The following is a 26,372-nucleotide window of genomic DNA, read 5'->3' on the forward strand; positions in this document are numbered from 1 at the left end:
CTGCGCGTCCCTGAAATCAGAAATGCCACGACGGCGTCCTTATTTGAATTGGTGACGGATCCTTGCACGGTGGCGCAGTGCTTCGTCCCGTTCCATTCACGAGGCACCTGCGCGAGAGCAGGTGCCGGGCTCCACCGGCGAAGTGGGATCCGTGCCGTTTCCAGCAGCGTGTTGCCCGGGACAAAGATCCCAGTGACCGGTACCCGTCAAAAGGGGTACTTCCTTGCCCCGGTCTGCACCGTGATCCAGCGCAGCTCGGTGAACTCGTCGATGCCGGCCTTGCCGCCGAAGCGCCCCCAGCCGCTGCCCTTGACGCCGCCAAACGGCATCTGCGCCTCGTCGTGCACGGTCGGGCCGTTGACGTGGCAGATGCCGCTCTCGATGCGCTGTGCCACCTGCAGCGCGCGCGCCACGTCGCGCCCGAACACCGCGGCCGACAGGCCGTAGTCGTTGTCGTTGGCGCAGGCCACCGCTGCCTCCACGCCCTTCACACGCACGATGGCCTTCACCGGGGCGAAGCTTTCCTCGTGGTAGAGGCGCATCTCACGCGTCACGCCGTCCAGCAGCGTCGCGGGCATGAGCGTGCTGTCGGCCTTGCCGCCGCACACCAGCCGAGCGCCCTTGGCCACCGCGTCGTCGATGAGCTCGTTGCAGCGGTGCACGCTGGCCATGTCCACCACCGAGCCCAGCACCACCGGCCCTTTGCGCGGATCGCCCAGCGGCAGCGCTTTCGCGCGCTCGGCCAGCTTCGACACGAACGCATCGGCCACCGCCTCGTCCACGATCAACCGCTCGGTGGACATGCAGATCTGCCCCGAATTGGCGAAGGCGCCGAAGGTGGCGGCTGCCACGGCCGCGTCCACGTCGGCGTCGTCGAGCACCACCAGCGGCGCCTTGCCGCCCAGTTCCAGCACGCTGCGTTTGAGGTACTTCGCGCAGGTCGCGGCAATGAGCTTCCCGACCCGCGTCGAGCCCGTGAAGTTGACACGCCGCACCGCCGGGTGCGCCACCATGGCCTCGACGATCTCGCCCGCGTCCGCCGGCGCGTTGGTCACGAAATTGACCACCCCGCGCGGAAAGCCCGCCGCCTGGCAGGCCTGCACGATCAACCCATGCGTGGCCGGGCAGATCTCGCTGCCCTTGAGCACCACCGTGTTGCCGCAGGCCAGCGCCACGGCAATGGCACGCACGGACAGGATCACCGGCGCGTTCCACGGCGCGATCGCCAGCACCACGCCCGCGGGCTGGCGCAGGGCCATGGCCACGCTGCCAGGCACGTTGGAGGGAATGACCTCGCCCGAAATCTGGGTGGTGATGGCCGCGGCCTCGCGCAGCATGTCGGCGGCCAGGTGCACGTTGAAGGCGGCCCACAGCGCCGACGACCCGGTCTCCGCCGCCATCGCCTGTCCGAAGGCGTCGTCCCGAGCTTCCAGCGCGTCAGCCGCCTTGACGAGCAAACGGCGGCGCTCGCCGGGCCCCGTGGCGGACCAGGCCGGAAACGCGGCCGCTGCAGCCTCTACTGCCGCCAGCGCGTCCTCCACCGTGGCGGCCGGGGCCTGAGTGGCGACGACGCCGTCCAGGGGATTGAGGCGCTCGAAGGTGGCGCCGCCGCGCGCCTGCGTGGCCTCGCCGTTGATGAGCATCGAGATGGTTGTTGTCATGGCAGCTCGGCAGGTTGAGGTCACAGGCCGTGGATCTGGCACAGGATGTTGGAATGCATGCCGCCGTCCACCGGTACGTTGGTGCCGCGGATCCAGCGTGAGCCGTTGGATAGCAGGAAGGCCACCACCGGCGCGATGTCGTCCGGAGTGCCGGGACGGTCCATGGTGCGCATGTCCTCCTCGGCGCGCGCGCCCAGCGTCTGGATGAAGTCCGGCAGGATGGGCGTGTCCACCGGGCCCGGGCTCACGGCATTCATGCGGATGCCGCGTGCGCGCCAGGTCCAGCGGTGCTGCATCGTCCAGGCGATGAGTGCCTCCTTGGAGAAAAAGTAGCTGCGCGCGCCCTCGATGCCGAAGCGACTGCAGAAAGCCTCCACGCCGTCGAAGTCCAGCGACTCGCTGGCGCGGATGGCGTCCAGTGACTGAGCCCACTCCAGCCCGGCCAGCGAGGCGAGATTGACGATGGACGCTCCGTCGGAGAGCTTGGGCACGAGTTGCGTGGTCAGGTACTTCAATCCCACGAGGTTGACCGTGAGCACCGACGCGGCCGCGCGGGTGGGCGGCAGGCCGGCGATGTTGGCCAGGCCGTCGAGGCCCGGCGGCAGCTCGGCCACCAGGCGGTCGATGGAGGCCTTGTCGGAGAGGTCGGCGCGTACGAAGCGCCCGACGGACCGTTGCGGCGTGTTGACGTCCACCGAGATGACGCGGGCGCCGTGTTCGGCGGCCAGCGCCGCGGTGGCCGCGCCGATGCCCGAGGCGGCACCGGTGACGACGACAGTCTTGCCTTGCAGCATGGTGTGGTCTCCTGGAGTCATGGTTGAGGAAGCGATAGCGGCTCAGTCGCCCTGGAAGCCTGATGCGCGGATCACCGGCTCCCAGCGCGCAGCGGCCTCCGCGCCACGTGCGGCCAGCTCTTCCGGGCCCTTGCCCACTGGCAGCACCCCCATGGCGGCGAGCTGCTCGCGCACGTCCGGCATGGCCAGCACGTTGCCCAGCGCCCGGCTCCATGCAGCCACCGCCTCGGCCGGCGTGCCCGCGGGTGCGTACAGCGCGTTGAAGCCCATGCCGGTGATGCCCTTGTAGCCGAGCTCGGCGAAGGTGGGCACGTCAGGTGCCTGCGGCATGCGCTGCTGCGACGACACGGCCAGCATGCGCAGCTTGCCGCTGCGGTGCTGCTCCAGCACGCTGCCCATCACGTCGATGCCAGCACTGACCTGTTGGCCGATCACGCCCACGAGCATTGGCGCGCTGCCTTGGAACGGCACGTCCTGCAGATCCACGCCGATGCCCTGGCCCAGCGTGATGCCGAAGAAGTGGTGCGGCGCGCCGCGCGCAGGCACGCCGTAGTTGGCCTGGGCCGGATGGGCCCGCGCCCAGCTCACGTACTCGGCCAGCGTGCGCGGCCCGCCGGTGGCACCCACGACCAGCGAGAACGGGAACTCCGAGACAGTGCCGATGGGCACCAGGTCCTTTCTCGGGTCGTAGCTGAGCTTGCGCAGCGTGTAGGGGTAGAGCGCCACCAGCGCGTCCGGGCCCAGCATCACGACGCTGCCGTCGCGCGGCGCGGACCTGAGCACGTCCATGGCCAGCCGGCCGCCGGCGCCGGGGCGGTTCTCCACCAGCACCGGGCGCTTGAGCTCGCTGCGCAGTTTCTCGGCCAGCAGCCGTGCGGTGGCATCGAAGGAGCCGCCGGCGCTGAAGCCGACCAGGATGCGCGCCGGGGCGGCGCCTCCCTGGGCAGCGGCATGCAGGCCGGGCAGGCCCAGGCTGCTGGCGGCGGCCAGCGCCAGCAGGTGGCGGCGGTGTCGGATCATGCGGTCTCCTCTTGATGGTGTGCACCGGCGGTCACGGCCACCGGTGTCTGCAGGTAGTCCTCGGGATGGAAGCGGCTGTTGGCGTCGCGGAAGGCCCAGGCGTAGCCGGGCCAGACCAGCGTCAGGCGGCCGCTGCGCTCGTCCACGTACCAGCTGCGGCAGCCTCCAGCCAGCCACACGCTGCCCTGGCTGCGCGCGTCCAACTCGGCCATGTAGCGCTCCTGCGCCCGCGCGTCGGCCTCCAGCACGGCAATGCTGTGCTGCTCGGCATGCGCCAGGGCGCCCAGGATGTAGTCCACCTGGGCCTCGATGATGTAGACCACCGAGTTGTGGCCCAGACCGGTGTTGGGACCGTTGATGATGAAGAGGTTGGGCCAGCCGTGCACCGCGATGGAGTCGTGGGCCTGCATGCCCTGCGACCAGTGCGCATCCAGGCTCGTGCCGTCGCGGCCGTGGATCAGCCGGGCGAAAGGCGGTCGCGTGGCCTCGAAGCCGGTGGCGCACACCAGCACGTCGAGCTCGAAGCGGCGGCCGCTTGCGCTCACCGCGTGGCTGCCTTCGACGCGTGCCAGCGCAGACGGCTCCAGCGTGACGTGCGGCTGCTGCAGCGCGGGGTAGTAGTCGTTGGAGATCAGCACGCGCTTGCAGCCGATCTCGTAGCCCGGCGTAAGCGCCTGGCGCAGCGGCCCTTCAGGCACTTGCGCGTGCAGGTGGCCGAGCGCCTGCGCCTTGGCTTCCTCCACGAAGCGCGGCACGTTGCGTCGCTGGATGAAGTTGTACTCGCCAGTCCAGAAGATGTCCGCGCGTGCACGCCGCACTGCTTCTGGGTCGCGCTCGAAGAGGCGCTGCTCGGCCGGCGTGTAGGCTCGATCCGCGCGCGGGATCATGTAGGGCGCGCTGCGCTGGAACACCACCAGCTCGCTGGCCACCTTGGCCATCTCCGGCACGATCTGGATCGCCGAGGCGCCCGAACCCACCACGCCGATGCGCTTGCCCTGCAGCGGCACGTCATGGCGCCAGCGCGCGGAGTGGAACACCTCGCCCGTGAAGCTGGAGAGTCCTTCGATGTCCGGCAGATGCTCGTCGGCCAGGTGGCCGGGACAGGCAATCAGCACCCGGCAGGAGAAGTCCCCGCGCGTGGTGTGCACTGTCCAGCGTTGCTGCGTTTCGCTCCATCGTGCGTCGAGCATCGCGGTCTGGAAGCGGATGTAGGGCAGCAATCCTTCGTCACGCGCACAGTCGCGCAGGTATTGCTGGATCTCGCCTCCCGGCGAGAACACGCGCGACCATGCCGGGTTGGAACGGAAGGAAAAGGAGTACAGGTGCGAGGGCACGTCGCACGCGACGCCGGGATAGTGGTTGTCGCGCCAGGTGCCGCCCACGTCCTGCGCACGCTCCAGGATCAGGAACGAGCTGCGGCCGCTTTGCAGCAGCCGAATGCCCATGCCGAGCCCGGCAAAGCCGCAGCCGACGATGAGGATGTCGCGGTGCGTGTCCTGCACGCCGTCCATCGCAAGGTCTTGTGAGTCCATGGGGGTTGTCCTCGTGAGAAGGGGTTGCATCGCGTTCATGGCTGTACGGCAGGGATGAGCGTGCCGGCCGGGTGGGCCGCCGGGTCGCCCAGGAAGCGCGAGACCTGGCACAGCAGTTCGGCCGCGCGCTCGAACACGACCCCATGGCCGGAGTCGATCTGCGTATAGCGCGCGTCGTCGATGGCGCCGAACATCCCGCGGGCATGCTGCACAGGGACCATCTGGTCGTGCGTGCAGCCCACCACCAGCGTGGCGGCACGGATGCGCGGCACCTGCGCCGCGATGTCGATACCGGTGTTGAGCACCATCTGCAGGTCCACGAACTCGTCGACCGTGATGCGGCTGGCGATGGCGGCGAGCTCTTCCTCGGTGCGTGCGGCGATGAAGCCAGGGCTGAAGGCGCAGAACAGCATGAAGGGGCGCAACGCCTCGGCGCCGGCCTCGCGCAGCTCGCGCCAGATGCGGTTGCGCAGCCGCTGGTGGGCGTCGGTCTTCATCCACGGCGCCACCAGCACCAGCGCGCGCACGGCCTGCGGCTGCGCAGCGGCCACGCTGGCCGCCACGACGGCACCCAGTGAGTAGCCCAGCAGGTCCACCGGCTCGGAGCCCGCAGCCGAGTCGATCACGGCCTGCACCTGCCGCGCCAAATGCTCAATGGTCAGCGCAGCGCCATCCGCCGGGCGCGCCAGGTCCACGGAGATGACGCGGCGCTCAAAGGCAAGCATCGGGAACAGGTAGCCGAAGTGGCTGTCGGTGCTGCCGGTGGTGCCTTGCACCAGCACCAGCGGCGGCTGACCGTTGCGCGCCGCGCCGGCCTGGTGGTAGCGCACCTCGGTGCCGTCCACGCGCACGCTGGCGCTGCTGCGACCGTTGTCGTTGGAAAGAGGTCTGTTCATGGCGTGATCTCAGTAGGTGGCGCGGCCGCCGGAGAGGTCGAACACGGCGCCGGTGGAGAAACTCAGCCCGGGGCTGACCAGGAAAGCCACCATCTCGGCCACTTCTTCCGGCCGGCCGGGACGGCCCATGGGAATGCGGCGCAACAACTCCTCCTTCACCGCAGGATCGAACCATTCGCTGCGCAGCAGCGGCGAGTCGATCAAGGCCGGTGCGATGGCGTTGACCAGCACACCGTGGCGTGCGAGCTCCTTGCCCAGCGTCTTGGTCATTGCCACCACGCCGGCCTTGGCCGCGGCGTAGGCCCCTGACATCGCATGGCCCTCCATGCCGGCAGCCGATGCGACATTGAGGATGCGCCCGTAACCGGTGGCCTTCATGTGCGGCACCACGGCTCGGCACATCAGGAACTGGCTGGTGAGATTGAGATCAAGGTCGCGCCGCCAGGCCGCCGGATCGATTTCCCAGAGGGGCACCATCGCGCTGCCTCGGCCGGCGTTATTGACCAGGATGTCCAGGCGCCCCAAACGCTCCAGCGCCAGTGACAGGAGCCGGCCGCTGAATGCCTCGTCGCAGACGTTGCCCACAACGGCCACGGCACAACCGCCCGTAGCCTCCACGGCAGCCGCCGTCTGTTGCGCCTGCGCCTCGTCAATGTCCGCAGCCAGCACGGCAGCGCCCAGCGCCGCCAGCTTGACGCAGACCGCGCGGCCGATGCCGCCTCCGGCCCCTGTGACGATGGCCGCCTGATCTGCTAAGGGTAGCGCTGAATTCACGATGCTTGTCTCCGATTCATAAAGTCCACTGGGCGGACCAAGTAGCATTTCTGGTTGTCATGGAAAGTTGACCGACCGCTGCATTACGGCCGTAGTATTTGCTCTGACAAGAATCAAGCAGCGGCTAAAGAGTCCGTTAAACGGACTTTTGGCAAAGGACCAAGGAGCGAGGCAATGGGCGAACAACAGCCCGCACAGGAGCGGCCCCAGGTCGTGGAGCGCGTGGCGCGATTGCTTGCAGCGGTCTCGCACCGGGGCCTGAGCGGCGCTCGGCTCAAGGAACTTGCACTGGACACAGGGATTGCACGGCCAACGGTGCATCGCCTGCTGGGAGAGCTGCTGGCCGTTGGCTACGTGCAGCAGCGGCCTGACCGGCGCTGGACGCTGGGCCCAGCGCTGTTTTCCCTGGGGCTGACAGCACCCAGCCCGATACGCGACTTGCAGTCCGTGCGACAGCTCGCGCAGTCACTGGCTGACCATTGCGGTGACGTCGTGTACGTCGCGCTGCGCCGGCTCGACGGCGTCCACTACCTGCTGCGCGTCGAGGGCGACTACCCCATCCGCACGCATCTGGTGGCGGCGGGCGACACCAAGCCGCTCACGGCCGGCTACGCCGGCCTGGCGCTGCTGGCCGCGATGGGCGAGGAGGAGCAACGCGTTCGCATCCAGCGCATGGCGCTCGACGCACCACCGGACTGGATCGACAAGAACCGCTGGGGCGTGGAACGGGCCATTCGCGAGAAGCTGGCCGAGGTCGCCGCGCTGGGCTACTGCGCCGGCCCCAACGTCGTCATGCCCGGTGTGGCCGGGATGGCTGCCCCTGTGCCCTCGCGAACGCAGTCGCCCTACCTGGCGCTGTCCATATCGGCCGTCGAGCAGCGCCTGAGTCCCGAGCGCGTCCAGGCCCTGGCTCCACGGCTGCTGGCCACAGCCCGCGACATGAGCGCTTTCATCGACTGATCCGGATCACACTTTCAGGAGACCGGCATGCACACGCCTCCACCGCCCCGACCCGTCGCCATCGTCACCGGTGGTCTGCGCGGCATCGGCCACGCCATTGCTCACCGCCTGGCTGCCGAAGGTTTCGACCTTGCCTTGGTGGACCTCGATGCGCCAGGAAACAGCACCGACGACACGCTGACCTCATTGCCTGCCAGTGGTGGCCGCGCTCGCTACTACCAGCTCGACATTTCCGATATCCAGGCACATGACGGCGTGCTGTCGTACATCGCCCGGGATTTCACCGGCCCGCTGGCCTGCTTGGTCAACAACGCGGGCATCGCGAGCCGCCCGCTGACCGATGTGCTCGAGGTCGATGCAAAAGCTTTTGACCGCTCGCTGGCGATCAACCTGCGTGGCACCTTCTTCCTGACGCAGGCTTTTGCGCGGCGGCTGCTAGACGCACCGGCCGCGCCTGGGCTCCATCGCTGCATCGTCGTCATCACTTCGATCGCCGCGGAGCTGGTCTCTGTGGAGCGCGCGCCTTACTGCATTGGCAAGTCGGCACTGTCGACCGTGGCCCGGCTCTTCGCCGCCCGGCTAGCGGCGCACGGCATCCAGGTGCACGAGGTCCGTCCGGGCTTCATTCAGACCGACATGACGGCCTCGGCCGGCAGCAACGTCATCGACCAGTGGATCAGGGAGGGCCGCGTACCGATGCCGCGCTGGGGCACGCCGCAGGACGTGGCAGACGTCGTCGCCGTGCTGGCGTCGGGCAAGATGCCCTACACCACGGGCCAGCCTTTCTGGGTAGCCGGCGGGCTCAACATCGCCCGGGCCACCTGACGATTTCGCAGCCGCCGGCCGCATCAATGGCATTGTCGGCTGTCAGAGCCGTACAGGCCGATTCAAGCTACCTAACCGGCGGTTGAATTCGTGCCGCTCAGTAGCCCACCGTGAAGCGGGCATGAGCGTGGCGGGGCTGCTCCAGCTCGTCGAGCATGGCCATGGCGAAGTCCTCCATGGAAATGCGGCTGTTCCCTGCGTCGTCACGCAGCAATTCATCCCGTCCCAGGCGAAACCTGCCAGTACGCTCTCCTGGCACGATGACCAGCGACGGGCTCAGGAATGTCCACTCGACATCTCTGCAAGCCTGCAGCGACTGCAGGAATGCCCGTCCGGCCTCGGCTTCCGCGCGGAATGCAGCCGGAAAGTCAGGACTGTCCACAAGCTGCCGTTCTGGGGCGACCAAGAGGCTGCCGGCCCCTCCGGTCACCAGCAGCCGCGCAACGCCGGCGCCCCTGACGATGCGAAGAAACTTCTCGGCGTCGGCATCGGTGAAGTGGACCGCCGTCAAGACGGCATCGTGCCCAGCGACCAGCGGAATCAATGCCGCTTCATCGCGAAGATCGCCCTTCTTCACGGTAAGCCCCTGGCGCATCTGCAGCCTGGCGGGCTCACGGGCAATGACAGTGACCTCGTGGCCGCGTGCCAGCGCTTCGCTCAGCAGGCGCGAGCCGATGCGTCCGGTGGCGCCAAAGATGACGATCTTCATGGAATCTTCCTCCTGACTTTTGATTTGCTTCATTGGATAGCCGTGCCCGGGTGCCCATGCGAGGCCAGCAACAGTAGCCAACGCGTCGGCTTTGCGGCCTGCCATTCAGTCCGAGCCTGTCCGGTGCTTCACCAAGCCGTTGCGCCAGCGTCGATATTGAAGTCGGCGCCCGTGACCCAGCTGGATTCGTCGGAGGCCAGGTAGACGGCCAGCCACCCGATGTCTTCCGGCTGGCCAAGCCGCTTGAGCATGAACTTCTCCATCACCTGTTCCCGAAAGCCCGGGACATCCTTAAGCGGCTGCCGGGTGGCCGCCGTCTCCACGAGGGCCGGCGAGATGGTGTTGACGCGGATACCGTGCGGTGCCCCTTCCATCGCCAGCTGCCGGCTCATGGCCAACACTGCGCCCTTGCCGGCGCAGTGCGCCAGCGCGGCCGACCTGGGCAGTGCCATGCGCGCATTGGCAGAGGCGAAGTTGATGACCGAGCCGCCTCGGGCCTTGAGATGCGGCCACGCCGCCTGGCAGGCGAGAAAGACGACGTCGATTTCTCCAGTGAGGGTACGCCGCCAATGCCGCTCGTAGTCCATGGCTTCGAGCCACTCGAAGGCGCCGAACGCCGCGGCATTGACCAGGATGTCCAGACCGCCGAGGCGCTCGATCGCATGCCCCATGAGCGTTTGCACTTCAGCCGGCTGCGTCAGGTTCAGCGGATGCAGACTCTCGATAGGTGCACCCAGCGCGGCCGCCGCCTCGACGGTGGCCTGCGCACCCTCAGCGTCGATGTCGCAGCCCAGCACCCTGGCGCCTTGCTGGGCGAACATGAGAGCAATGCCGCGGCCTATGCCCGCGCCAATACCGGTGACCACCGCTACCTTGCCATGCAGTCTGTCGCCAGGGCGGCCCGGCAGAGCGGGCTTGATACCGTGCCCGCTCAACTCACTGCCCCCGCCGCCGCGAGGTCGCACCTGCCGTATCCCCTCGCCGCCAGGACAGCATCAGCGCCAGCAAGGCAAAGCCCATCAACACCAGGCCGGCCAGACCGATGACGTGCACTCTGGGCACCATGAGCTGCTTCTCCAGGCCAACCACCAGCAGCGGGTTCACGAACATGCCCAGGAACAGGCAGGACTGGAAGGCACCAGTGCCCATGCCGCGCCGCGACAGCGGCAGCTCGCGCATGTTCCACGTCACCATGGCAGGCAACAGGACACCGGCGCCCAGGCCATTGACGAAGCCGGCTGCCGTGAGACTGCCCCAGCCAGTGGCGGCCTTCATGGCCAGGAATCCGGCGGCGGCCAAGGCTGCACCCAGGGCCAGTTGCAGGGGCAGGCGCAGCCGCGGCGCGATGATCCAGCCGAACAACATGGTGCCCGTGACCACGCCCAGGCTGTTGATGCCATAAGCCAGCCCGATACGCGCGGGCGAGCGCTCGCCCAGGGCCTCGTGCAGATAGCCGAAATGCACCGGCACCATCAGGAAGACGATACCCAGCACCACCGCCAGCAGGCACACCAGAGCCAGGCGGCGCGGCCGAAAGCTCATGCTGTCCTGGGCGAACTGCGCAGCACTCATGCTGGCACGGCCCGGCGGCTCCCACAGGAAGGCCGCCATCAGCGGCGCAAGCACCAAGCTGACCGCGAACACGGCATAGGGCGCACGCCAACCGAAGGACGCCACCAGGCCGCCCAGCATGTTGAGCAGGAACGCCGACGTGGCAGCCACAGTGGTCTGCAGCGCCATGTAGCGCTCGCGCCGCGCGCCGCTGTAGTAATCGCCGATCAGCGTGGTACTGACGGTCATTAGCACCGCTTCGAGCGCGCCCAGCGCCACGCGGCTGGCGATGATGGTCGTGAGCGACTCCAGGTACAGGGGAGCCGTGCCGATGGCGGCGTAAAGCACCGTCGCACCGATGAGCAGGCGCTTGCGCCCTACGCGATCGGCCAGCTCCCCGGCAAAGACGCTCAGCAGCGCCATCATGAGCATCGGTGCCGTCATGGTCAGCGGCACCAGGAAGTCGGCGCCTGGGACGCCCGCGAAGTGCGCCTGCATGGCCGGCAGGCTCGGGCCCAGGATGGCAGTCACCAGCACGGTCAGCCCGCTGGTGATCAGCAGGATCAGTGCTTGGATGAAGCCCGGTTCGGCCCGGCCCGAGGGCCGCGTGCTGACGGTGTGGCCCACGCTGTGGTACATGCCTGTCTCCTCGTGTTGTCGTGGCGGCTGTGCGCTTGCTGGTCCAGGTCAGCGACGCGTCCAGTGGGACATCGGCAAGCCGGGTACAGGCGAGCGGAAGTACGGCAGCGTCGTGCCCATCAGGCTGCCCAGATAGACGGTGCGCAGATCCGGTCCGCCGAAGGTCAGGCTGGCCATCCACGGCGCGATCTCGCCCTTGCAGATGGCCATGACCTCAGGCGTCATCGTGCCGGCATAGAAATGCTCGTCGAACACCTTGATGGCTTCGGGCTTGCCATCGTCCAGCAGCGTCAGCAATTCTCCTTCGGGCGTGAGCGCCACCAGGCGTTCGGCCATGATCAGGGTGATCCACAGGTTGCCGTACGCGTCGAAGGCAAAGCCGTCCGGGATGCCGCCCAGGTTGGAAGGTCCGAAGATCTCGCGATCGGTGCAGGAGCCGTCTTCGGCCACCCGCAGCCGCGAAATGCGCCGCGCGTTGGACTCGACCACATAGAGCCACTCTTCCTTCGCGTCGAAGCGGATCTCGTTGGTGCCCACGAAGCCGTCGGCCACGATCCGGATGCCCCGCTCGTCGATCACGCCGACGTAGCCGTCGGGCGTCTTTTCGTTGATGCAGCGCGTCCAGGGCTGAAGTCGCGTGGTCACGGTGAACCAGATGCGGCCGCGCGAGTCGGTCAGCACGAAATTGGTCTTGCCCAGCGGTTCGCCATCGATGCGGTCGTAGAGGGTGCGGGACTGGCCATCCCGGGTCATCAGCTCGATGGCATCGGTGCCGAAGTTGGCAATGACGATGTCGCCGTCTCGATTGAAGGCGATTCCGTTGGGCAGGCTGCCGCCGAGGATGAGCGACTGCGCGTCAAGGGTGCGTTCCGTGCCCTGCTGTTGGCGGATGAGCGTCTGGCTGCCGTTGGAGTCGATGCGCATCACGCCGCGCGCATCGGCCGTCCACACGGTGCCGTCGCGCTCGGCCAGGATGCATTCGGGGCGCTGCAGATCGTGGCCGAGGGTGCGCAGCTGCGTGCGGTCCACCTGCCAGCCCTTCAGGGGGTTTTGCGTGTCAGTCATGTCAAATCGATGAAGCAAGAGATGCAAGGCGATGGCAGGCGTTGTCAGAAGCCGAAGCCGCCGCCATCCACGTTCAGGACCTGGCCGGTGATGAAGCCCGCCTCGTCGGAGGCCAGGAAGGCCAGCGCGCCCACGAGGTCCGCGGGCTGCTCGGTGCGCGGGATGAACTGGCGCGCACGCACGGCGTCGAACGCCTGCTCGGGCAGATTGGCGGCACTGCCCGGATGACGGGTGAGGCCCGGCGAGATCGCGTTGACCGTGATGCCCCGCCCGCCCAGTTCGGCAGCCAGCGCTCGGGTGAGGCCGATCACGGCCATCTTGCTGGTGGCGTAGGCGCTCATGCCCGGCGGCGGACCCCAGGTCGTGCTGGAAGCGAGGTTGACGATACGTCCCCAGCCCCGCTCGGCCATGGCCGGTGCCAGGGCCTGTGCGAGCAGCAGCGGCGCATCGACGTTGACCATCATGATCTTGCGCCACACTTCGTGCGTGAGCTCGTCCAGCGGCACCATCGGCATGAACGCGGCGTTGTTGACCAGCACGTCGACATGGCCGGCCTGCTCGGTGGCTCGCAGCGCCAGGCGGCTCACATCGGCCGGATCGCTGAGGTCGCAGATCACCGACGTGGCTTGCCCACCGGCATCGGTGATGCGGCGAGCCAGGGGCTCGCAACTGGTGCGGTCGGTGAGCACCAGCGTGTGGCCTGCAGCGGCCAGGCGCAGCGCGAACGCCTCGCCAAGACCGCCGGCCGCACCGGTGAGCAGGGCCACGCGGGCGCGGCAAGATGAGAGGGACATGGACAGATTTCCCGTGCAGAAATTGAATTGCAGGTGCCGGCAACCCGGCTCGCGCGACCGGGCCGTGTCAGTGCAAGGCCACGGCGTATCGCGAAGGCTGGCAACCCGCGTGTGACAGGCCGCGCCGCGCGGCACGGCCCGTGGAAGACCGGTTCAGATCGGCGCGCGCAACGCCTGCATGGCGTGCATCATCACGCGCTGGTGTTCCTCGCGGGAACCGCCTTGCGCCTCGATCTCTCCCATGCGGCCAGAGGCACTGACGACCAGCCTCGCTCGGTCGTAATGGCGCCCGGCGTAGGCCACCAGCGCCCCTTCGAGCGAGTGGCGCCGGCCCAGTTCTTCAGCCAGCACCAATGCGCCTTCGATGGCGATGCCGGCACCCGAGGCCAGGTGCGGCGTGGTGGCGTGCACCGTGTCGCCCAGCAGCACGATGCGGCCCCGATGCCACGGCACCCCGATCATGTGCCCGGCCAGCGGCCGGTACAGGATCTTCAGCCCGCTGGCGTCGCCTTCGAGCAGCGTGCGCCGGATCTCCGCCAGTTGGCCGCCGAACTCGCCGATCAGCTCGGCCAGCATGGCCGGCCACTGCTGCGGCGGGATGAAGTCCATGCCCTCGCGCCGGTCCAGCACGAACAGGTAGCACTCGGTCTCGCTCACCGGGTTGAGACCGGCCTTGGTGGTCTCGCCCATGAAGATGGTCGAGTTGCGCCGCATGCGCGGCACCACCGCGCGCCACGAGCCCTGCCCGCTGAACTTCGGACCGGGAAAGTCGGGCAGCACGAGCTTGCGCACCTGGGAGTTCACGCCGTCCGCGCCAATGACCAGGTCATAGCGCCCGTGGCTGCCGTCGGTGAATGCCACTTCGACGCCTTCGGCGTCCTGCTCGATGCTGCTGAAGCTCACGCCCAGCCTCACACGGGCGCCCGCCTCCTGCGTGGCACGGCCCAGGATGTCGGCCAGCACCGGGCGCATGATGCCGCCGGCCGGTGGCAGGTCCTCAGCGCCAACGGCATGGTCCATCTCCACGGTCTTCATGACCGTGCCGTCGGCCTGGCAGATGTCGATGTGGGTCCAGTGCCCGCCGCGGCGCAGAACCTCCTGCACCACACCGACTTCACGCAGCGCACGCAGCGACGGACCGCTGATCGTGATGCCAGCGCCATCGGGCGCCCAGTGGGGATTGACCTCCACGAGGTCGACTTCGACGCCTTGCTTGCGCAGCTGGATCGCTGCGCACATGCCGCCGACGCCGCCGCCGACGATCAGTACCTTGTTGACGAGTGCCATGTGACGTGTCTCCCTAGGGGCCAGCGGCCCCGGTTGTTCATGTGATGCGGGGCGCCTAGGCCAGCGAGCCGCCGAGTTGGGTGGCAAGCCAGTCGGCAATGCGGTTGCCGGCGTTGTAGGGGTTGTCCAGCGAGCTGTGCTCCACGCCGCCCTCGCGCTCGGTGAAGACGAAAAGATCCTTCTTGGGGCAGCGGGTGAGCTGCTCGAAGGTACGCTGCGCGTACTTCAGCGGGATCTGGCGGTCGTTCTCGCCGTGGGTCACCAGGAACGGCACAGTGATGCGGTCCAGCACCCCGTCGAGGTGCATGTGCTCGGCCTTGGCCAGGAACTCGTCCATGTCCTTGGCACCGAACACCCACTGCACGTGCTTCCAATAGTGGGGCACCGGGTTCTCGCCCTCGCGCTTGAGGCGCGCCTGCTGCACCTCGCGCCAGTCATGGTTGGCACCCCAGACGGCGCCGCAGGCGAAGCGGGGCTCGAAGGCCACCGCGCGCGGGCAGTAGTAGCCGCCCAGCGAAACACCCAGCGCGCCAATGCGCTGCGGATCGACGTCCTCGCGCCGCTGCAGCCAGTCCACGATCTTCGATGCCCAGCGCTCCGTGTCGTACACCGCGGGCATCCCGTGCAGGCGCAGCGCCTCACCCGTGCCGGGCTGGTCGATGAACAGCGCCGACAGGCCCCGGCGCGCAAACATCGTGCCCATCACGCTCTTCTGGAGCATCTCCTTGGTGGAGTCCAGACCGTTCATCACCAGCACGATCGGCGCGCGCTGTCCCGGCGCCAGTCCTTCGGCGCGCACCAACAGACCGGCGAGGTGTTGCTCGCCATAGGGAATCTCCACCCGCTCGCAGTTCTCACGTCCGTATTGCCGGCCCAGCGCGAACAGCTCCAGCGAGCGCTTGTACAGCGCCAGACGGTGCTCGAACCCGTGAGCCTGCATGCGCTCGGCAATGCCGTAGTACAGCGCCGCACGGGCGTATTTCTCGCCAGCCGAGAGATGGTGACCGCGCAGACGGTCTTCTTCGGCCAGCTCGACGAGCTTGTCGCCGCCGCCTTTCCAGGCCTCGTAGAAGGCCAGCGTGCCGGGATCGTCCCCGGCCGTCGCCGCGTCGCGCAGCGGCGCGCACATCGCGTCCACCTCGCCGATGACGCCACCGTGCGTCAGCGCGATCATGGTGGACAGGCTCCACACGTAGTTGGTGGGAAAGTACTGGAACATCACAACTCCCGTTGTTTCATCAGATTCGTTCGCGGCCGCCGGCGGCGGGCACGTCGCTCAGCAGCCACACCACGCCGTCCTTGACCTGCGTCGGCACCCGCACGAGGTGCTCACCTTCACAGGGACCGGCGAAGCAGTGGCCGCTGCGGATGTCGAAGTGCGCGCCGTGCGCATAGCACACGATGCGGCTTCCGTCGCCGGAGAGGAACCGGTCCTGCCGGTACTCCAGCGGGCGATGCTGGTGCGGGCAGTCGTTGAGCCAGGCAAACACTTCTCCGCCCTGGCGAACCACGAACACCCGGTCATCGAGCCCCTGGCGCAGCAGCCCGCGCGAGCCCCCGTCAGGAATCTCGTCCAGGCGGCACAGGACCTGCTGCACCTGCGTGGCAGCTTCGGCCGCGGACATCACTCCGACTCGCCGCCCGGCGCCCACTTCGGGCGGGCCTCGAACAGGAAGATCTGCGAGTTGTCGGCACCCGGTTCCATCTCGCGCGCGATCCACTGCTCGTCATGCAGATCCATGTCGGCGTCGATCTCCATCACGGCGCCGAAGGGGCTGTTGAAGTACCAGAAGAAGTTGCTGCCCATGATGTGGCGCCCCGGGCCCCAGAAGCTCTTGTAGCCCTTGGCCACGAACCTCCAGCCGTGCTGCAACACCTCGGCGGCCGACCCCAAGTGGAAGGTGAAGTGGTTGCAACCCACCATGTGATCGTTGGCGCTCTCGATCATGAAGAGCGTGTGGTGCTCCTGCATGCCCGCGGGCCGCATGAAGGGCCCCAGGTGCTTGAAGCGATCCGTCACGACGAAGCCCAGCCGCGCATAGAAGGCTTCCGCCTTCGCCACGTCAGGCACGAAGTAGACGACGTGCGACAAGGTGCGCGGCTTGATCACCTCGTCGGGATTGGCTGCGCAGTCGTTGGGGGCGCGCCCGGGAGGCTGGCCCGGCACGTTGAAGCCGAGGAAGCGCGCCTGGATCGGGCGACGCCGACTGACACGGAAAGCGACCGCGAAGCCGCCGTCATCCGTGCAGTGCAGCGTGCCATCCGCATCCGCACGCACCTCGCGATCAGCACGCAGGTTGGCTTCGATGGCGGCCAGCGTGGCGTCGTCCGCTACACCGTACACCGTCTCGCGCAGGCACGGGGCGGGCAGCGCGTTGGCCGGCAGTTGCGGGTCGTCGGGATGGCGCAGCACGATGCCCGTGCCATCCAGCGCGGCCCATGCACCGCCAACCTCGGGGTTGAACTCGACCTCGTCGAGCCCATAGTCCAGCAGGTACTGGCGTGCCCCCGCCATGTCGGTGACGGCGAAGACCAGTTGCTCCAGGCCGAGAATGTTCATGAATCGTCTCCAGTCAATGAAAGGTGTTCAGCAGGCGAGAGCCCGCACGACAAGATCGTCAACGCTGCCGTCGTGCTGCAGGCCCAACTCCAGCGCCTGCGGCGTTGCCAGCGGCGGATAGTTGGCGAACAGGCGCTCGATGAAGGGGTCGGGCGCGTAGGTGACGAGCGCCTGGCGGTCAGCGCCGAAGCGTGCGGCCAGGGCGTCCACCACCTCGCCCACTGTCAGCCGCAGCACCGGCATCTGGTAGCTGCGACGCGCGGTGAATCGCGCCGGATCGACCGTGGCGGCGTGCAGCAGGTTGTCCACGCAGCGGCCGACCGAAATCCACCATGCCACGCCGTCGCGCGACACGGGCACCGTCAGCGGGTGGCCCGCGGCCAGCCGCCAGAACAGCAGGCTCATGAACGCCGACAGCATTCCCGTGCCCTCGCCCGGGCGCGCCACCACGCCGGGCAGGCGAAGCGAGCAGCCTTGCACCCAGCCCAGGCGGGATGCATCGGCCACCAGGTACTCCCCGGCGAGCTTGTGGGCGCCGTACGTCAGGCCCGGCGCCGGCAACGTGGCCTCGTCCACGACCGCAGGCAGCTTCTCGCCGTACACGGCCACGGTGCTGGCGAACACGAAGCGCGGCGGCACGGGCTGCCCGCGCAGGTCTTCCAGCAGCCCAAGCGTGGCATCAAGGTTGATGCTGCGCCCCAGGGCGTAATCCTTCTCCGCCGCGCCGCCAGGAATGCTGGCCAGGTGGAACACCGCGTCCACCGGCACCGCATACGCCTCGCGGCGCACTGCGGCGTCGGCGATGCTGCCGGGCAGCTGCACCACGCGGGAGTCGGCATGCGGACCGGCAAAGCCCAGGTCCAGCAGCGTCAGCCGCGACAGCGGCTGGCCTGCCAGCCCTTGAGCCAGCAGGCGCTGTACCAGCGCCCGGCCGACGAAGCCTTCGGCGCCCGTCACTACAACGTGAGTCATCGAAAATCCTTGTGTGGTCTGTGGCGCTTGCTCAGTGCGGAATTCCCATCGACCGGCGTACGCCGTCGAGGGTGCGCTCGAAGCCCAGGTACGACACGCGGATGTCGGCGAAGCGCAGGTCGCGGATGCGGTACATCACGATGCCGGTGTAGTCGAAGGTCTCGCCCGCCAGCACCGGCCCGAAGACGGACGCCGGATCGTCGCGCTCGACCTCGAAATGGGTGTGCAGCTCCACCGCCGCCGTTTCCTCGTCCGCGACGAAGCGCTTGACGGTGAGCGTCTCCTTCATCGACGACCAGATCCGGCCGTAGTGGTCCTTCATGGCCTGCACGCCTTCGTAGTGCAGGCCGCCGTTTTGCACGCGCACGTCATGGGCCAGGTAGTCGTCGAAGGCGCTGGTGTCGCGGGCATTGAAGCGGCGGACGTAATCGTCGAACTGCTCGCGCCTCATGCGTCGCCTCCCTTGCGGAACGGGAGCGAGGCCAGGAACGCCAGCTTGGAGACACCCAGCATCTTCAAGCCCGCCCGGGCGGATGCCGCATCGAGGCGCGCCTCCATCGGCATGGTGCCGAAGCTCTTGCCCTTGATGACGAGCTCGGTGCCCTGGCGCTCCAGCGACTCGACGTGCATCAGCTCTTCGTTGGCCGGACCGCGCAGCACCAGCCCTTCCTTGCGCGCTGCGGCAATGGTTGCCGGCACACCGGTGTCCTGGCGTGCTCCGGCTGCCACCGACGAGAAGTCCATGCCGAGCTGCTCGAACATTTTCATCGCCGTGGCCCGGCCGGCACCGTAGACGCCACCGCCCGGATGCTGGGACGGGCCCGCCAGGTACAGCCGCTCCACGCCCGGCACGGTGAACTGGCCCAGGTCCGGCGTGGGACGGTGCCCGGCACTCTGGTAGAAGTACGGCGCCACCCCGTGCAGGTCGCCGCGCATCATGCTGTTGGGGCTGGAGCGCTCCAGGTCCACCGGGCTCACGATCGTGCGCGCGATGATGTTGTCGCTCGTGAGGTTGCTGATGAACCTGCGGTAGTGAGCCAGCGACAGGTCGCCGATCTCTTCCTTGAACTCGTCCCAGTGCCGGTCCTTCCAGCGCGGGTCGGTGACCTTGTAGGGCGCGAACGTGATGCCATGGAACATGCCTGCACCGGCCGGCACGCGCGTCTTGTCGCCGATGCTCTCGTCGCCCCCAGCGCAAAGCCGGCGTTCCGTGATCAGGCCGCGCTTGAGATCGTCGAAGTCGGCCACCATGTCGTCCAGACGGTCCGTGGCCATGAACTCCAGCATCGTGGCGTAGCCAACCTCCTCGCCCGCGTAGAACTTGCAGTTCTCCTTGAGGTCGTAATGGCTGACCATGATGGAGAACGGGGCCAGGGTGGCCCGCTCCGCGCGCTTGAGGACCGGCTCGGGCACGCCGTCCACGAACTTGCGCACGACATGGGGATGGATGGCGCCGATGACCGCGTCCTTGGCGATGATCTCTTCGCCGTCGGCCATGCGCACACCGATCGCGCGACCGTCCCGGGTGAGGATCTTCGAGACCTCGGCGCTGCAGCGCACTTCACCACCGTGGGACTCGATGCAGCGCACCAGCGCCTCTGTGAGCTTGCCGCTACCGCCGATGGGCTGCGACACGCCATAGGTGTGGATGATGCCGGGCATCAGCAGCACGCCCATGCCCGTGCCCAGCTCGTTGGGGCATTGCAGGTTCTCGCTCACCAGCCGCAGCAGGTGGATCTTGATCTTGTCGCTCTCGTAGAGCTGGTTGACCAGGTCCAGGCAGTCGCGGTTCATGTAGTCCAGCATCAGCCGGCCTTCCTCGCTGCGGTCCAGCATGGCGACGAGCTCGCCCAGGGGCGGCGGCGGCGCGTAGAGCCCCGGCATGAACATCTGCAGTACCTGCTGGCTTACCTTCACGAAATCGCGGTAGGTTTCAGCATCCTTGGGCGAGACCTTGGCAAAGCACTCGCAGGTCTTGTCGAGATCCTTGTAGGTGTAGAGCACCGACTGGTCCGGAAAGATCGTCGCGTGCGGGACCGGCGAGTAGTGATACTTGAGCCCGTGCTGGCTCAGCAGTCCGAGCTCGTCCTGGCGCAGCATCGGGTTGCCCTGGATCATGATGTGCACGCTGGAGTGCTCGTCGTGCCAGTAGCCGGGCGTGTTGAGCTGGCGCGTGGACACGCCACCTCCGGGGTAGGACTTGCGCTCGAGGACCAGGACCTTCTTGCCGGCCTTGGCAAGGTAAGCGGCGGCGGTCAGGCCGTTATGGCCTGCGCCCATTGCGACGATGTCGTAGCTCATGACTTCAGTTCTTCTCGGAAACGGGAACGAAGCGGTGGTCCACCGCTCCGAAGACGGACTGGCCTTGCGCATCGATCACCTCGAAGCGCAGCCGGTCGCCGAAACGCAGGAAAGGCGTGCTGGAGTCGCCCGTGTCGATCTTCTCGACCGCGCGGCGCTCGGCGAGGCAGGCGGAGCCGACCTCGCGATGGCCTCGGTTGGAGACGGTGCCCGAGCCCAGGATCGCGCCGGCACGCAGGTTGCGGTTGTAGGCCAGGTGCGCCAGCAGCTCGCCGAAGCTCCAGTCCATCTCGCGGCCGTTGGGGTTGCCGAACCACTCGCCGTTGCGCTGCACGCGCATGTCCAGGTGAACACGGCCATCGGACCAAGCGCTGCCGAGCTCGTCGGGGGTGACTGCCACGGGCGCGAAGGCGGTAGCGGGCTTGGCGTTGATGAGGCCAAAACCCATCTGCAGTTCGCGAAAGAGGTGCGTGCGCATGCTCACGTCGTTGAGGATCGTGACCAGGCGGATGGCCGCCTCGCACTGCGCCGGGCTGCTGCCCATCGCGATGTCACCGACGATGACGGCGTACTCGCCTTCGAAGTCGCCGTTGTCGTCTTCGGTGGGGAATGGATAGTCGTCGCAGGGGCCGGCAAAGTCGTCGCTCTGGCGCTGTACCAGGATCGGTATGCCCGGCGTCTTCTTCACGCTCAAGTTGTAGGCCTGCTCCATGATGTGGCCATGGTTCAGAAAGGCCGAGGCATCGACGAACTGGTACGTGCGCGGCAGCGGCGCCATGCAGCGCGCTGCGTCGAAGTCGAAGGCCCCGGGCGCGCGGTCCTCGTTTAGCGCGTCGTAGAGCGCGCGCAGCTCGGGCTCGACCCGATGCCAGTGCTCGATGGCGAACTGCATGGTGGCCGCCGATGCGCCGGCGTCGACGGCGCGGGCGAGATCGCGCGAGACGACCACCAGGCGACCGTCGCGGCTGCCGTCCTTGTAAGTAGCGAGCTTCATGAATATCGTCTCCGGTGTCGTTATGGCGGTCAGGCCAGCGGGCGGCCGCCGTCCACCGGAATCACCGTTCCGGTGGTGAAAGTCAGGTGCGTGGCCGCGGCCACGACCGCGGCGGCAACCTCCTCGGGCATGGCAAGGCGCCTGAGCGGCGTGCGCGCGGCCTGTTCGTCGCGCCAGAGGGGGTCCATGCTCTTGACGAACTCCGTGTCGGCCAGGCCCGGCGAGACCGAGAGCACACGGACGCTAGGTGCCAGCGCGCGAGCGAGCGATTTGGTCATGTTGTCCACCGCCGCCTTGGACGCGCAGTACATGACGTTGCTGCCCATGGCCGTCACGGCAGCGATGGAGGAGATGTTGACCACCAGCGCCGTCTTGCCCGGCGCGCGCGGCGCCTGGAGCAGCGCCCGCAGTGCTCGGACTGCGGCAAAGGGACCTCGCACGTTGGTGGCCAGGATCTGGTCGATGAGCGCATCGTCCAGGGCATCGAGGTCATCATGCGGCACGAAGCGCGTCGTGCCGGCACAGTTGACCAAGACATCGCAGGAGCCGAAGCGCTGCTGCACTTCGCGAGCCAGCGAAGCCATGGCGGCGCTGTCCGTGACCGGGGCGCGCAGGGCGACGTGCGGCACGGGGTTGGGCGCCAGGCGCTTGACCAGCGCCTCAGCTCCGTCCCTGGAGCTGTTGTAGCCCACCACCACCGTGCAGCCGGCCTGGGCCAAGGCCATGCAGATGGCCTCGCCGATGCCACCGGCGCCGCCGGTGACCACCGCCACGTGTCCGTTCAGGTTTGCCATGGTCCGCTTCCTCTCGTATCAGGCTGCCGACTTCAGGCGGCGCACCCGGATGTCGGCCTGTTCCTTATGGCCGCTCATGTGCTCGTAACCACACAGCCGCGAGCAGTACTCGCCCACCATGACGCTTGCGTCATCGGTGAGCACGCGCTGGTAGGTGTGGGTCTTGATGAACTTGCCGACCCACAGGCCGCCCGTGTAGCGGCCCGCGCCTTGCGTCGGCAGGGTGTGGTTGGTGCCGATGACCTTGTCGCCGTAGCTGACGTTGGTACGGTGGCCCAGGAACAGGGCGCCGTAGCGGGTCATGCGCTGCAGGAACCAGTCCGGATCCTTCGTCATCACCTGCACGTGCTCGGAGCACAGGCGCTCGGCCTCCTGCAGCATCTCTTCCTGCGTGTCGCACAGGATCACCTCGCCATAGTCGCGCCAGGAGACGCTGGCCACCGGTGCCGTATCCAGGCGGGCGAGCACCTTGTCGATGGCCGCGGGCAGTTCCTCAGCAATCTTTTTGCTGGAGGTGATGCAGTAGGCCGGCGACGTCGGGCCGTGCTCGGCCTGACCCATCAGGTCCACCGCCACCAACTCTGCATCTACCGTGTCGTCGCAGATCACCATCGTCTCGGTGGGGCCTGCGAAGAGGTCGATGCCCACTCGGCCGAAGAGCTGGCGCTTGGCCTCGGCCACGTAGGCGTTGCCCGGGCCGACGATCATGTCCACACCCGTGATCGACTCGGTACCGATGGCCATGGCGGCCACGGCCTGCACGCCGCCGAGGCAGTAGATCTCGTCGGCGCCGGCCAGGTGCATCGCAGCCACGATTTCCGGGCAGGGACGGCCCTCGAACGGCGGGGCGCAGGCGATGACGCGGGGCACGCCGGCGACCTTGGCAGTGAGCACGCTCATGTGCGCGGAGGCGATGAGCGGGTACTTGCCGCCGGGGATGTAGCAGCCCACCGAGTTCACCGGGATGTTGCGGTGACCCAGTACCACGCCGGGCAGCGTCTCGACTTCCACGTCCTTCATGGAGTCGCGCTGCACTTGCGCGAAGCGGCGGATCTGCGTCTGCGCGAACTTGATGTCCTCCAGTGCCTTGGGCGAAACCTCGGCGATGCAGGCCTCGATTTCGGCCTGGCTCAGGCGGAACGACTCGGGAGACCACTTGTCGAACTTGGCGCTGTACTCGCGCACCGCCGCGTCGCCGCGGGTCTCGATGTCCTTGAGGATGCCCTCGACGGTGCTGCGCACCTGTGCGTTAAGGTCGGCCTTGACCTCGGCGGGCTTGCCTTGCTTGATGTACTGGATAGCCATGGGTTGCTCCTGGTGTGGGTCGTTGAAAGAAAAGTCAGGATCTGCCGTCGTCAGGCGGCGCGGGACTCGAAGGGCTGGAGAAACTCGATGAGGTTGCCGGCGCAGTCGCGCACGAAGGCCGTGGGATTGCCGTCGATGCGGGCCTCGAAGGCAATGTCGGCTCCAGCCGCACGCAGTGCGGCCACGGCGGCAGGAACGTCGGGGACCTCGAAGCACAGGTGCTTGTTGCCATGGGTGCGAACGTCCTGGTTGGGAGTACGCCGGTCGCTTGGCAGCGGCGATGCACCCTCGACCTCGAAGAACTCAATTCGAAAGTCGCCCCGGCGCGCGAACGCGACACGAGCCGGAATCTTTTCGATGAAGAGACGCTGCTCGACGCAGAAGCCAAGCATGCGTTCGTACCAGGCAAGCGCCGCATCGAGGTTCGGCACGCTCACCCCAAAATGGTGAGGGCGCAACGGACCGACGGCACAGGTCAGAGATTCAGTCATGACGTTGATGTTGCGGTTCAAGCCGATGCCGGCACAGCCGGGACAGCGGAAGCGGCGCGGGCCTCGGGCTGCACCAGCGGACGCAGCAGCCAGTGCGACAGCGCCGGCAGCAGCAGCAGAGCGCCGAGCATGTTCCACAGGAACATGAAGCCCAGCAGCAGACCCATGTCGGCCTGGAACTTGATGGGCGAGGCCACCCAGGTCACGACGCCCACGGACAGCGTCAGGCCGGTGAGCAGCACGACGCGACCGGTGAAGTGCAGCGCAACGCGATAGGACTCGGACAGCGTCGCGCCGCGGCGCAGTTCGCCCAGCATCACGCTCAGGATGTAGAGCGCGTAGTCCACGCCGATGCCCACGCCCAGCGCGATGACGGGCAGCGTCGCGACTTTCACGCCCATGCCCAGCGCGACCATCAGCGCCTCGGCGAGTACGGAGGTCAGCACCAGGGGCAGCACCGCCACCACCACCGCACGCCAGGAGCGGAAGGTGATGAAGGCCAGCGCCACCACAGCGGCATAGACCAGCAGCAGCATGCGCTGCCAGGCGTCGCGCACCACGATGTTGGTGGCGGCCTCGACCCCGGCGCTGCCGGCAGCCAGCAGGAACCGGGCCTTGTCGCTGTCGTTGTCGGCAGCGAACGCACGCACGGCATCCACGACGCCGGTGAGCGTGGCGGCCTTGTGGTCCTGCAGGAACGCCGTGACCGTGAGAAGGCTGCAGGTGTCGTTGTAGAGACCGCGCGGGGCGTTGCCGGTGACCATGTTGAGCATGGCCTGGTTGGGGATCAGCTCGTACCAGCGCGGGTGCCCTTCGTTGAGCCCCGAGAGCACCAGCCGGTTCAGCCGGGCCAGCGAGTTGGTGGACTCGACGCCGGGGATCTGCTGCAGCTGGGCTTCCAGCGCATCCACGCGCATGAGCGTGTCATAGCTGGCGCAGCCGCCGTCGGGCGTCTGGACCATCACCGCGAACACGTCACTGCTGGCGCCGTAGTGCGCGTTGACGTAGGCAACGTCACGGTTGTAGCGGGAGTCCGCGCGCAACTCGGGCGCACCGGGGTCCAGGTCGCCGATGGCCAGGTGGCGGCTCGTGGCCCAGCCGGCCACGCCCAGCACGGCGGCCACCAGCAGTGTCGGCAGCGCCCAGCGCCGCTCGGTAAAGCGCTCCAGGGTGTGCCACAGCCCGCTCCTCTCGTGCCCGTCGGCCTGGATGAAGGCCTTCTCGCCGCGCAGGCTGCGCTGGGCCGCCTTGGCGCTCACGCCGGTGTAGGACAGCAGGATCGGCAGCACGATCAGGTTGGTGAAGATCAGCGCCGCCACACCGATGGAAGCGGCGATGGCGAGTTCCTGGATCACACGGATATCGATGGCCAGCAGCACCGCAAAGCCCACGGCATCGGCCACCAGCGCGGTGAGGCCCGCCAGGAAGAGGCGGCGGAACGTGTAGCGTGCGGCGATCCACTTCGGCACGCCGCGACCGATGTCCTGCATGATCCCGTTCATCTTCTGCGCACCGTGGCTCATGCCGATGGCGAACACCAGGAACGGAACGAGCATCGAATACGGATCCAGCGCGTAGCCCAGCGTGGGCAACAGCCCCAGTTGCCACACCACCGCAATGAGCGAGCTCAGCACCACCAGGGCCGTGGAGCGCACGCAGTGCGTGTAGGCCAACACCATGGCCGCCGCAATGGCGATGGCCACGGCAAAGAACACAAGCACCTGGCGCAGGCCGCCGATGAGGTCACCCACGATCTTGGCAAACCCGGTGATGTGGATCTCGACGCCCTTGCCCTCGAACTCCGTGCGCAGCGACTCCAGCGCATTCGACAGCGCGACGTAGTCCAGCGACTGACCCTGTGCGTCACGGGCAAGCAACGGCACGAAGATTACGCTGGAGCGCCCGTCGAGTGCCACGATCTGGCCGATCTCGCCGGAACGCTGCACGTTGGTGCGCAACTGCTGCAGGCTGCTTGCCTGGCCGTCGTAGTCGTCCGGAATGACGGGACCGCCTTCCAGGCCCTCTTCGGTGACACCCGTCCAGCGCACGTTGGGCGTCCACAGCGACTTCATCGCGGCGCGGTCCACGCCGGGAATGAGGAAGACGCGGTCGTTGAGCTGCTTGAGTGTCTCGAGGTAGTCGGCGTCGTAGATGTCGCCCTTGGGGTTGGCCACGGCCACGCGCACGGCGTTGCCCAGGCCCTTGAGGTCGCCCTGGTGCGCCAGCCAATTGGCGATGTAGGGATGGCTGGTGGGAATGGTCTTTTCGTAGCTGGCGTTGAGCTGCAGCCGCGTGGCCTGCCAGCCCAGCACCAGGGTCACGAGCGCACACAGCGCCAGCACCAGCAGCCGGTGGTTGAACAGGGCGCGCTCGACAATGGATCCCGACCGGCGGTCGAAGGTCATCGTCTGCTCGCTGACATCAAGAGGAATGGGCGGTTTCATGAGA

Annotated in this window: 25 protein-coding genes; 2 read left to right on the plus strand and 23 right to left on the minus strand. The window is 67.6% G+C overall.

Going from position 1 to position 26,372, the window contains the following annotated elements:
- Positions 1 to 206: 206 nt before the first annotated feature.
- From FJ694_RS02420 to FJ694_RS02445, 6 genes are read right to left on the minus strand one after another with little or no spacing between them, the layout of a single operon-like run.
- On the minus strand, positions 207 to 1,661 hold the full coding sequence (locus FJ694_RS02420) for an aldehyde dehydrogenase (RefSeq protein WP_157264054.1): 1,455 nt from the start codon (positions 1,659 to 1,661) through the stop codon (positions 207 to 209).
- Between the two features lie 20 nt (positions 1,662 to 1,681).
- Positions 1,682 to 2,455 (minus strand): coniferyl-alcohol dehydrogenase, encoded by a 774-nt coding sequence (locus FJ694_RS02425; RefSeq protein WP_157264055.1) that lies wholly within the window; start codon positions 2,453 to 2,455, stop codon positions 1,682 to 1,684.
- A gap of 42 nt (positions 2,456 to 2,497) precedes the next feature.
- A complete protein-coding gene (locus FJ694_RS02430; protein ID WP_157264056.1) occupies positions 2,498 to 3,475 on the minus strand; it encodes a Bug family tripartite tricarboxylate transporter substrate binding protein in 978 nt (325 codons plus the stop codon).
- A complete protein-coding gene (locus FJ694_RS02435) occupies positions 3,472 to 5,007 on the minus strand; it encodes a flavin-containing monooxygenase (RefSeq protein ID WP_198320695.1) in 1,536 nt (511 codons plus the stop codon). Before FJ694_RS02435 ends, FJ694_RS02430 begins: the two co-directional genes overlap by 4 nt.
- A 35-nt stretch (positions 5,008 to 5,042) precedes the next feature.
- Positions 5,043 to 5,903 (minus strand): alpha/beta fold hydrolase, encoded by an 861-nt coding sequence (locus FJ694_RS02440; RefSeq protein WP_157264057.1) that lies wholly within the window; start codon positions 5,901 to 5,903, stop codon positions 5,043 to 5,045.
- A 9-nt stretch (positions 5,904 to 5,912) separates the two neighbouring features.
- Positions 5,913 to 6,725, minus strand: a complete 813-nt coding sequence (locus FJ694_RS02445; protein ID WP_157264058.1) for an SDR family NAD(P)-dependent oxidoreductase — start codon at positions 6,723 to 6,725, stop codon at positions 5,913 to 5,915.
- A gap of 126 nt (positions 6,726 to 6,851) precedes the next feature.
- Here FJ694_RS02445 and FJ694_RS02450 point away from each other — a divergent pair, with 126 nt between their 5' ends.
- Both FJ694_RS02450 and FJ694_RS02455 read left to right on the plus strand, forming a co-directional pair.
- Complete coding sequence (locus FJ694_RS02450) at positions 6,852 to 7,637, plus strand: IclR family transcriptional regulator (protein ID WP_157264059.1); 786 nt, start codon at positions 6,852 to 6,854, stop codon at positions 7,635 to 7,637.
- A gap of 27 nt (positions 7,638 to 7,664) precedes the next feature.
- The gene (locus FJ694_RS02455) at positions 7,665 to 8,462 is read left to right on the plus strand and encodes a 3-ketoacyl-ACP reductase (RefSeq protein ID WP_157264060.1); all 798 of its coding nucleotides are present in this window, start codon (positions 7,665 to 7,667) and stop codon (positions 8,460 to 8,462) included.
- Between the two features lie 97 nt (positions 8,463 to 8,559).
- Here the strand turns inward: FJ694_RS02455 and FJ694_RS02460 are convergent, their stop codons facing one another.
- The 17 genes from FJ694_RS02460 to FJ694_RS02540 all read right to left on the minus strand — a co-directional run bounded on the left by FJ694_RS02460 (position 8,560) and on the right by FJ694_RS02540 (position 26,368).
- Complete coding sequence (locus tag FJ694_RS02460) at positions 8,560 to 9,171, minus strand: NAD(P)-dependent oxidoreductase (protein ID WP_157264061.1); 612 nt, start codon at positions 9,169 to 9,171, stop codon at positions 8,560 to 8,562.
- 128 nt (positions 9,172 to 9,299) lie between these two features.
- Positions 9,300 to 10,136, minus strand: a complete 837-nt coding sequence (locus FJ694_RS02465) for an SDR family NAD(P)-dependent oxidoreductase (protein WP_259373145.1) — start codon at positions 10,134 to 10,136, stop codon at positions 9,300 to 9,302.
- Entirely contained in the window at positions 10,108 to 11,361 is a 1,254-nt protein-coding gene (locus tag FJ694_RS02470; protein ID WP_157264062.1) for an MFS transporter, read from the minus strand. Before FJ694_RS02470 ends, FJ694_RS02465 begins: the two co-directional genes overlap by 29 nt.
- Before the next feature lie 48 nt (positions 11,362 to 11,409).
- Positions 11,410 to 12,426: an SMP-30/gluconolactonase/LRE family protein gene (locus FJ694_RS02475; RefSeq protein ID WP_157264063.1), complete on the minus strand. Its 1,017-nt coding sequence runs from the start codon at positions 12,424 to 12,426 to the stop codon at positions 11,410 to 11,412.
- Between the two features lie 44 nt (positions 12,427 to 12,470).
- A complete protein-coding gene (locus tag FJ694_RS02480) occupies positions 12,471 to 13,193 on the minus strand; it encodes an SDR family NAD(P)-dependent oxidoreductase (protein ID WP_232539865.1) in 723 nt (240 codons plus the stop codon).
- Positions 13,194 to 13,373: 180 nt separating this feature from the next.
- On the minus strand, positions 13,374 to 14,507 hold the full coding sequence (locus FJ694_RS02485) for an FAD-dependent oxidoreductase (protein ID WP_157264065.1): 1,134 nt from the start codon (positions 14,505 to 14,507) through the stop codon (positions 13,374 to 13,376).
- Between the two features lie 55 nt (positions 14,508 to 14,562).
- A complete protein-coding gene (locus tag FJ694_RS02490) occupies positions 14,563 to 15,726 on the minus strand; it encodes an alpha/beta hydrolase family protein (RefSeq protein ID WP_157264066.1) in 1,164 nt (387 codons plus the stop codon).
- 19 nt (positions 15,727 to 15,745) lie between these two features.
- Positions 15,746 to 16,132, minus strand: coding sequence for a Rieske (2Fe-2S) protein (locus FJ694_RS02495; RefSeq protein WP_157264067.1), 387 nt, complete (start codon positions 16,130 to 16,132; stop codon positions 15,746 to 15,748).
- A complete protein-coding gene (locus tag FJ694_RS02500) occupies positions 16,132 to 17,067 on the minus strand; it encodes a VOC family protein (protein WP_157264068.1) in 936 nt (311 codons plus the stop codon). Before FJ694_RS02500 ends, FJ694_RS02495 begins: the two co-directional genes overlap by 1 nt.
- A 27-nt stretch (positions 17,068 to 17,094) precedes the next feature.
- Positions 17,095 to 18,039, minus strand: coding sequence for an NAD-dependent epimerase/dehydratase family protein (locus FJ694_RS02505; RefSeq protein WP_157264069.1), 945 nt, complete (start codon positions 18,037 to 18,039; stop codon positions 17,095 to 17,097).
- A 31-nt stretch (positions 18,040 to 18,070) separates the two neighbouring features.
- Positions 18,071 to 18,490 carry a nuclear transport factor 2 family protein gene (locus FJ694_RS02510; RefSeq protein WP_157264070.1) on the minus strand — a complete coding sequence of 140 codons (420 nt, stop codon included), beginning with the start codon at positions 18,488 to 18,490 and terminating at the stop codon, positions 18,071 to 18,073.
- Complete coding sequence (locus FJ694_RS02515) at positions 18,487 to 20,340, minus strand: phytoene desaturase family protein (protein WP_157264071.1); 1,854 nt, start codon at positions 20,338 to 20,340, stop codon at positions 18,487 to 18,489. Before FJ694_RS02515 ends, FJ694_RS02510 begins: the two co-directional genes overlap by 4 nt.
- 4 nt (positions 20,341 to 20,344) lie before the next feature.
- A complete protein-coding gene (locus tag FJ694_RS02520) occupies positions 20,345 to 21,334 on the minus strand; it encodes a fumarylacetoacetate hydrolase family protein (RefSeq protein WP_157264072.1) in 990 nt (329 codons plus the stop codon).
- A 29-nt stretch (positions 21,335 to 21,363) separates the two neighbouring features.
- Positions 21,364 to 22,128: an SDR family NAD(P)-dependent oxidoreductase gene (locus FJ694_RS02525; protein WP_157264073.1), complete on the minus strand. Its 765-nt coding sequence runs from the start codon at positions 22,126 to 22,128 to the stop codon at positions 21,364 to 21,366.
- Positions 22,129 to 22,146: 18 nt separating this feature from the next.
- Positions 22,147 to 23,433, minus strand: a complete 1,287-nt coding sequence (gene hisD / locus FJ694_RS02530) for a histidinol dehydrogenase (RefSeq protein WP_157264074.1) — start codon at positions 23,431 to 23,433, stop codon at positions 22,147 to 22,149.
- Positions 23,434 to 23,483: 50 nt separating this feature from the next.
- Positions 23,484 to 23,945, minus strand: coding sequence for a VOC family protein (locus FJ694_RS02535; RefSeq protein WP_232539866.1), 462 nt, complete (start codon positions 23,943 to 23,945; stop codon positions 23,484 to 23,486).
- On the minus strand, positions 23,942 to 26,368 hold the full coding sequence (locus tag FJ694_RS02540) for an efflux RND transporter permease subunit (protein ID WP_157264075.1): 2,427 nt from the start codon (positions 26,366 to 26,368) through the stop codon (positions 23,942 to 23,944). Before FJ694_RS02540 ends, FJ694_RS02535 begins: the two co-directional genes overlap by 4 nt.
- Positions 26,369 to 26,372: the final 4 nt, after the last annotated feature.

It is taken from the genome of Azohydromonas aeria, assembly GCF_009760915.1.
Taxonomy (GTDB): domain Bacteria; phylum Pseudomonadota; class Gammaproteobacteria; order Burkholderiales; family Burkholderiaceae_C; genus Azohydromonas; species Azohydromonas aeria.

Bases quoted from the DNA above. Each gene is read 5' to 3' on its own strand.
- FJ694_RS02490 (WP_157264066.1), bottom strand. From the start codon at position 15,726: ATGTTCCAGTACTTTCCCACCAACTACGTGTGGAGCCTGTCCACCATG.
- FJ694_RS02540 (WP_157264075.1), bottom strand. From the start codon at position 26,368: ATGAAACCGCCCATTCCTCTTGATGTCAGCGAGCAGACGATGACCTTC.
- FJ694_RS02450 (WP_157264059.1), top strand. From the start codon at position 6,852: ATGGGCGAACAACAGCCCGCACAGGAGCGGCCCCAGGTCGTGGAGCGC.
- FJ694_RS02495 (WP_157264067.1), bottom strand. From the start codon at position 16,132: ATGTCCGCGGCCGAAGCTGCCACGCAGGTGCAGCAGGTCCTGTGCCGC.
- FJ694_RS02505 (WP_157264069.1), bottom strand. From the start codon at position 18,039: ATGACTCACGTTGTAGTGACGGGCGCCGAAGGCTTCGTCGGCCGGGCG.
- FJ694_RS02425 (WP_157264055.1), bottom strand. From the start codon at position 2,455: ATGCTGCAAGGCAAGACTGTCGTCGTCACCGGTGCCGCCTCGGGCATC.
- FJ694_RS02455 (WP_157264060.1), top strand. From the start codon at position 7,665: ATGCACACGCCTCCACCGCCCCGACCCGTCGCCATCGTCACCGGTGGT.
- FJ694_RS02445 (WP_157264058.1), bottom strand. From the start codon at position 6,725: ATGCTACTTGGTCCGCCCAGTGGACTTTATGAATCGGAGACAAGCATC.
- FJ694_RS02510 (WP_157264070.1), bottom strand. From the start codon at position 18,490: ATGAGGCGCGAGCAGTTCGACGATTACGTCCGCCGCTTCAATGCCCGC.
- hisD (WP_157264074.1), bottom strand. From the start codon at position 23,433: ATGGCTATCCAGTACATCAAGCAAGGCAAGCCCGCCGAGGTCAAGGCC.
- FJ694_RS02485 (WP_157264065.1), bottom strand. From the start codon at position 14,507: ATGGCACTCGTCAACAAGGTACTGATCGTCGGCGGCGGCGTCGGCGGC.
- FJ694_RS02435 (WP_198320695.1), bottom strand. From the start codon at position 5,007: ATGGACTCACAAGACCTTGCGATGGACGGCGTGCAGGACACGCACCGC.
- FJ694_RS02460 (WP_157264061.1), bottom strand. From the start codon at position 9,171: ATGAAGATCGTCATCTTTGGCGCCACCGGACGCATCGGCTCGCGCCTG.
- FJ694_RS02470 (WP_157264062.1), bottom strand. From the start codon at position 11,361: ATGTACCACAGCGTGGGCCACACCGTCAGCACGCGGCCCTCGGGCCGG.
- FJ694_RS02520 (WP_157264072.1), bottom strand. From the start codon at position 21,334: ATGAAGCTCGCTACTTACAAGGACGGCAGCCGCGACGGTCGCCTGGTG.
- FJ694_RS02500 (WP_157264068.1), bottom strand. From the start codon at position 17,067: ATGAACATTCTCGGCCTGGAGCAACTGGTCTTCGCCGTCACCGACATG.
- FJ694_RS02475 (WP_157264063.1), bottom strand. From the start codon at position 12,426: ATGACTGACACGCAAAACCCCCTGAAGGGCTGGCAGGTGGACCGCACG.
- FJ694_RS02420 (WP_157264054.1), bottom strand. From the start codon at position 1,661: ATGACAACAACCATCTCGATGCTCATCAACGGCGAGGCCACGCAGGCG.
- FJ694_RS02440 (WP_157264057.1), bottom strand. From the start codon at position 5,903: ATGAACAGACCTCTTTCCAACGACAACGGTCGCAGCAGCGCCAGCGTG.
- FJ694_RS02525 (WP_157264073.1), bottom strand. From the start codon at position 22,128: ATGGCAAACCTGAACGGACACGTGGCGGTGGTCACCGGCGGCGCCGGT.
- FJ694_RS02430 (WP_157264056.1), bottom strand. From the start codon at position 3,475: ATGATCCGACACCGCCGCCACCTGCTGGCGCTGGCCGCCGCCAGCAGC.
- FJ694_RS02515 (WP_157264071.1), bottom strand. From the start codon at position 20,340: ATGAGCTACGACATCGTCGCAATGGGCGCAGGCCATAACGGCCTGACC.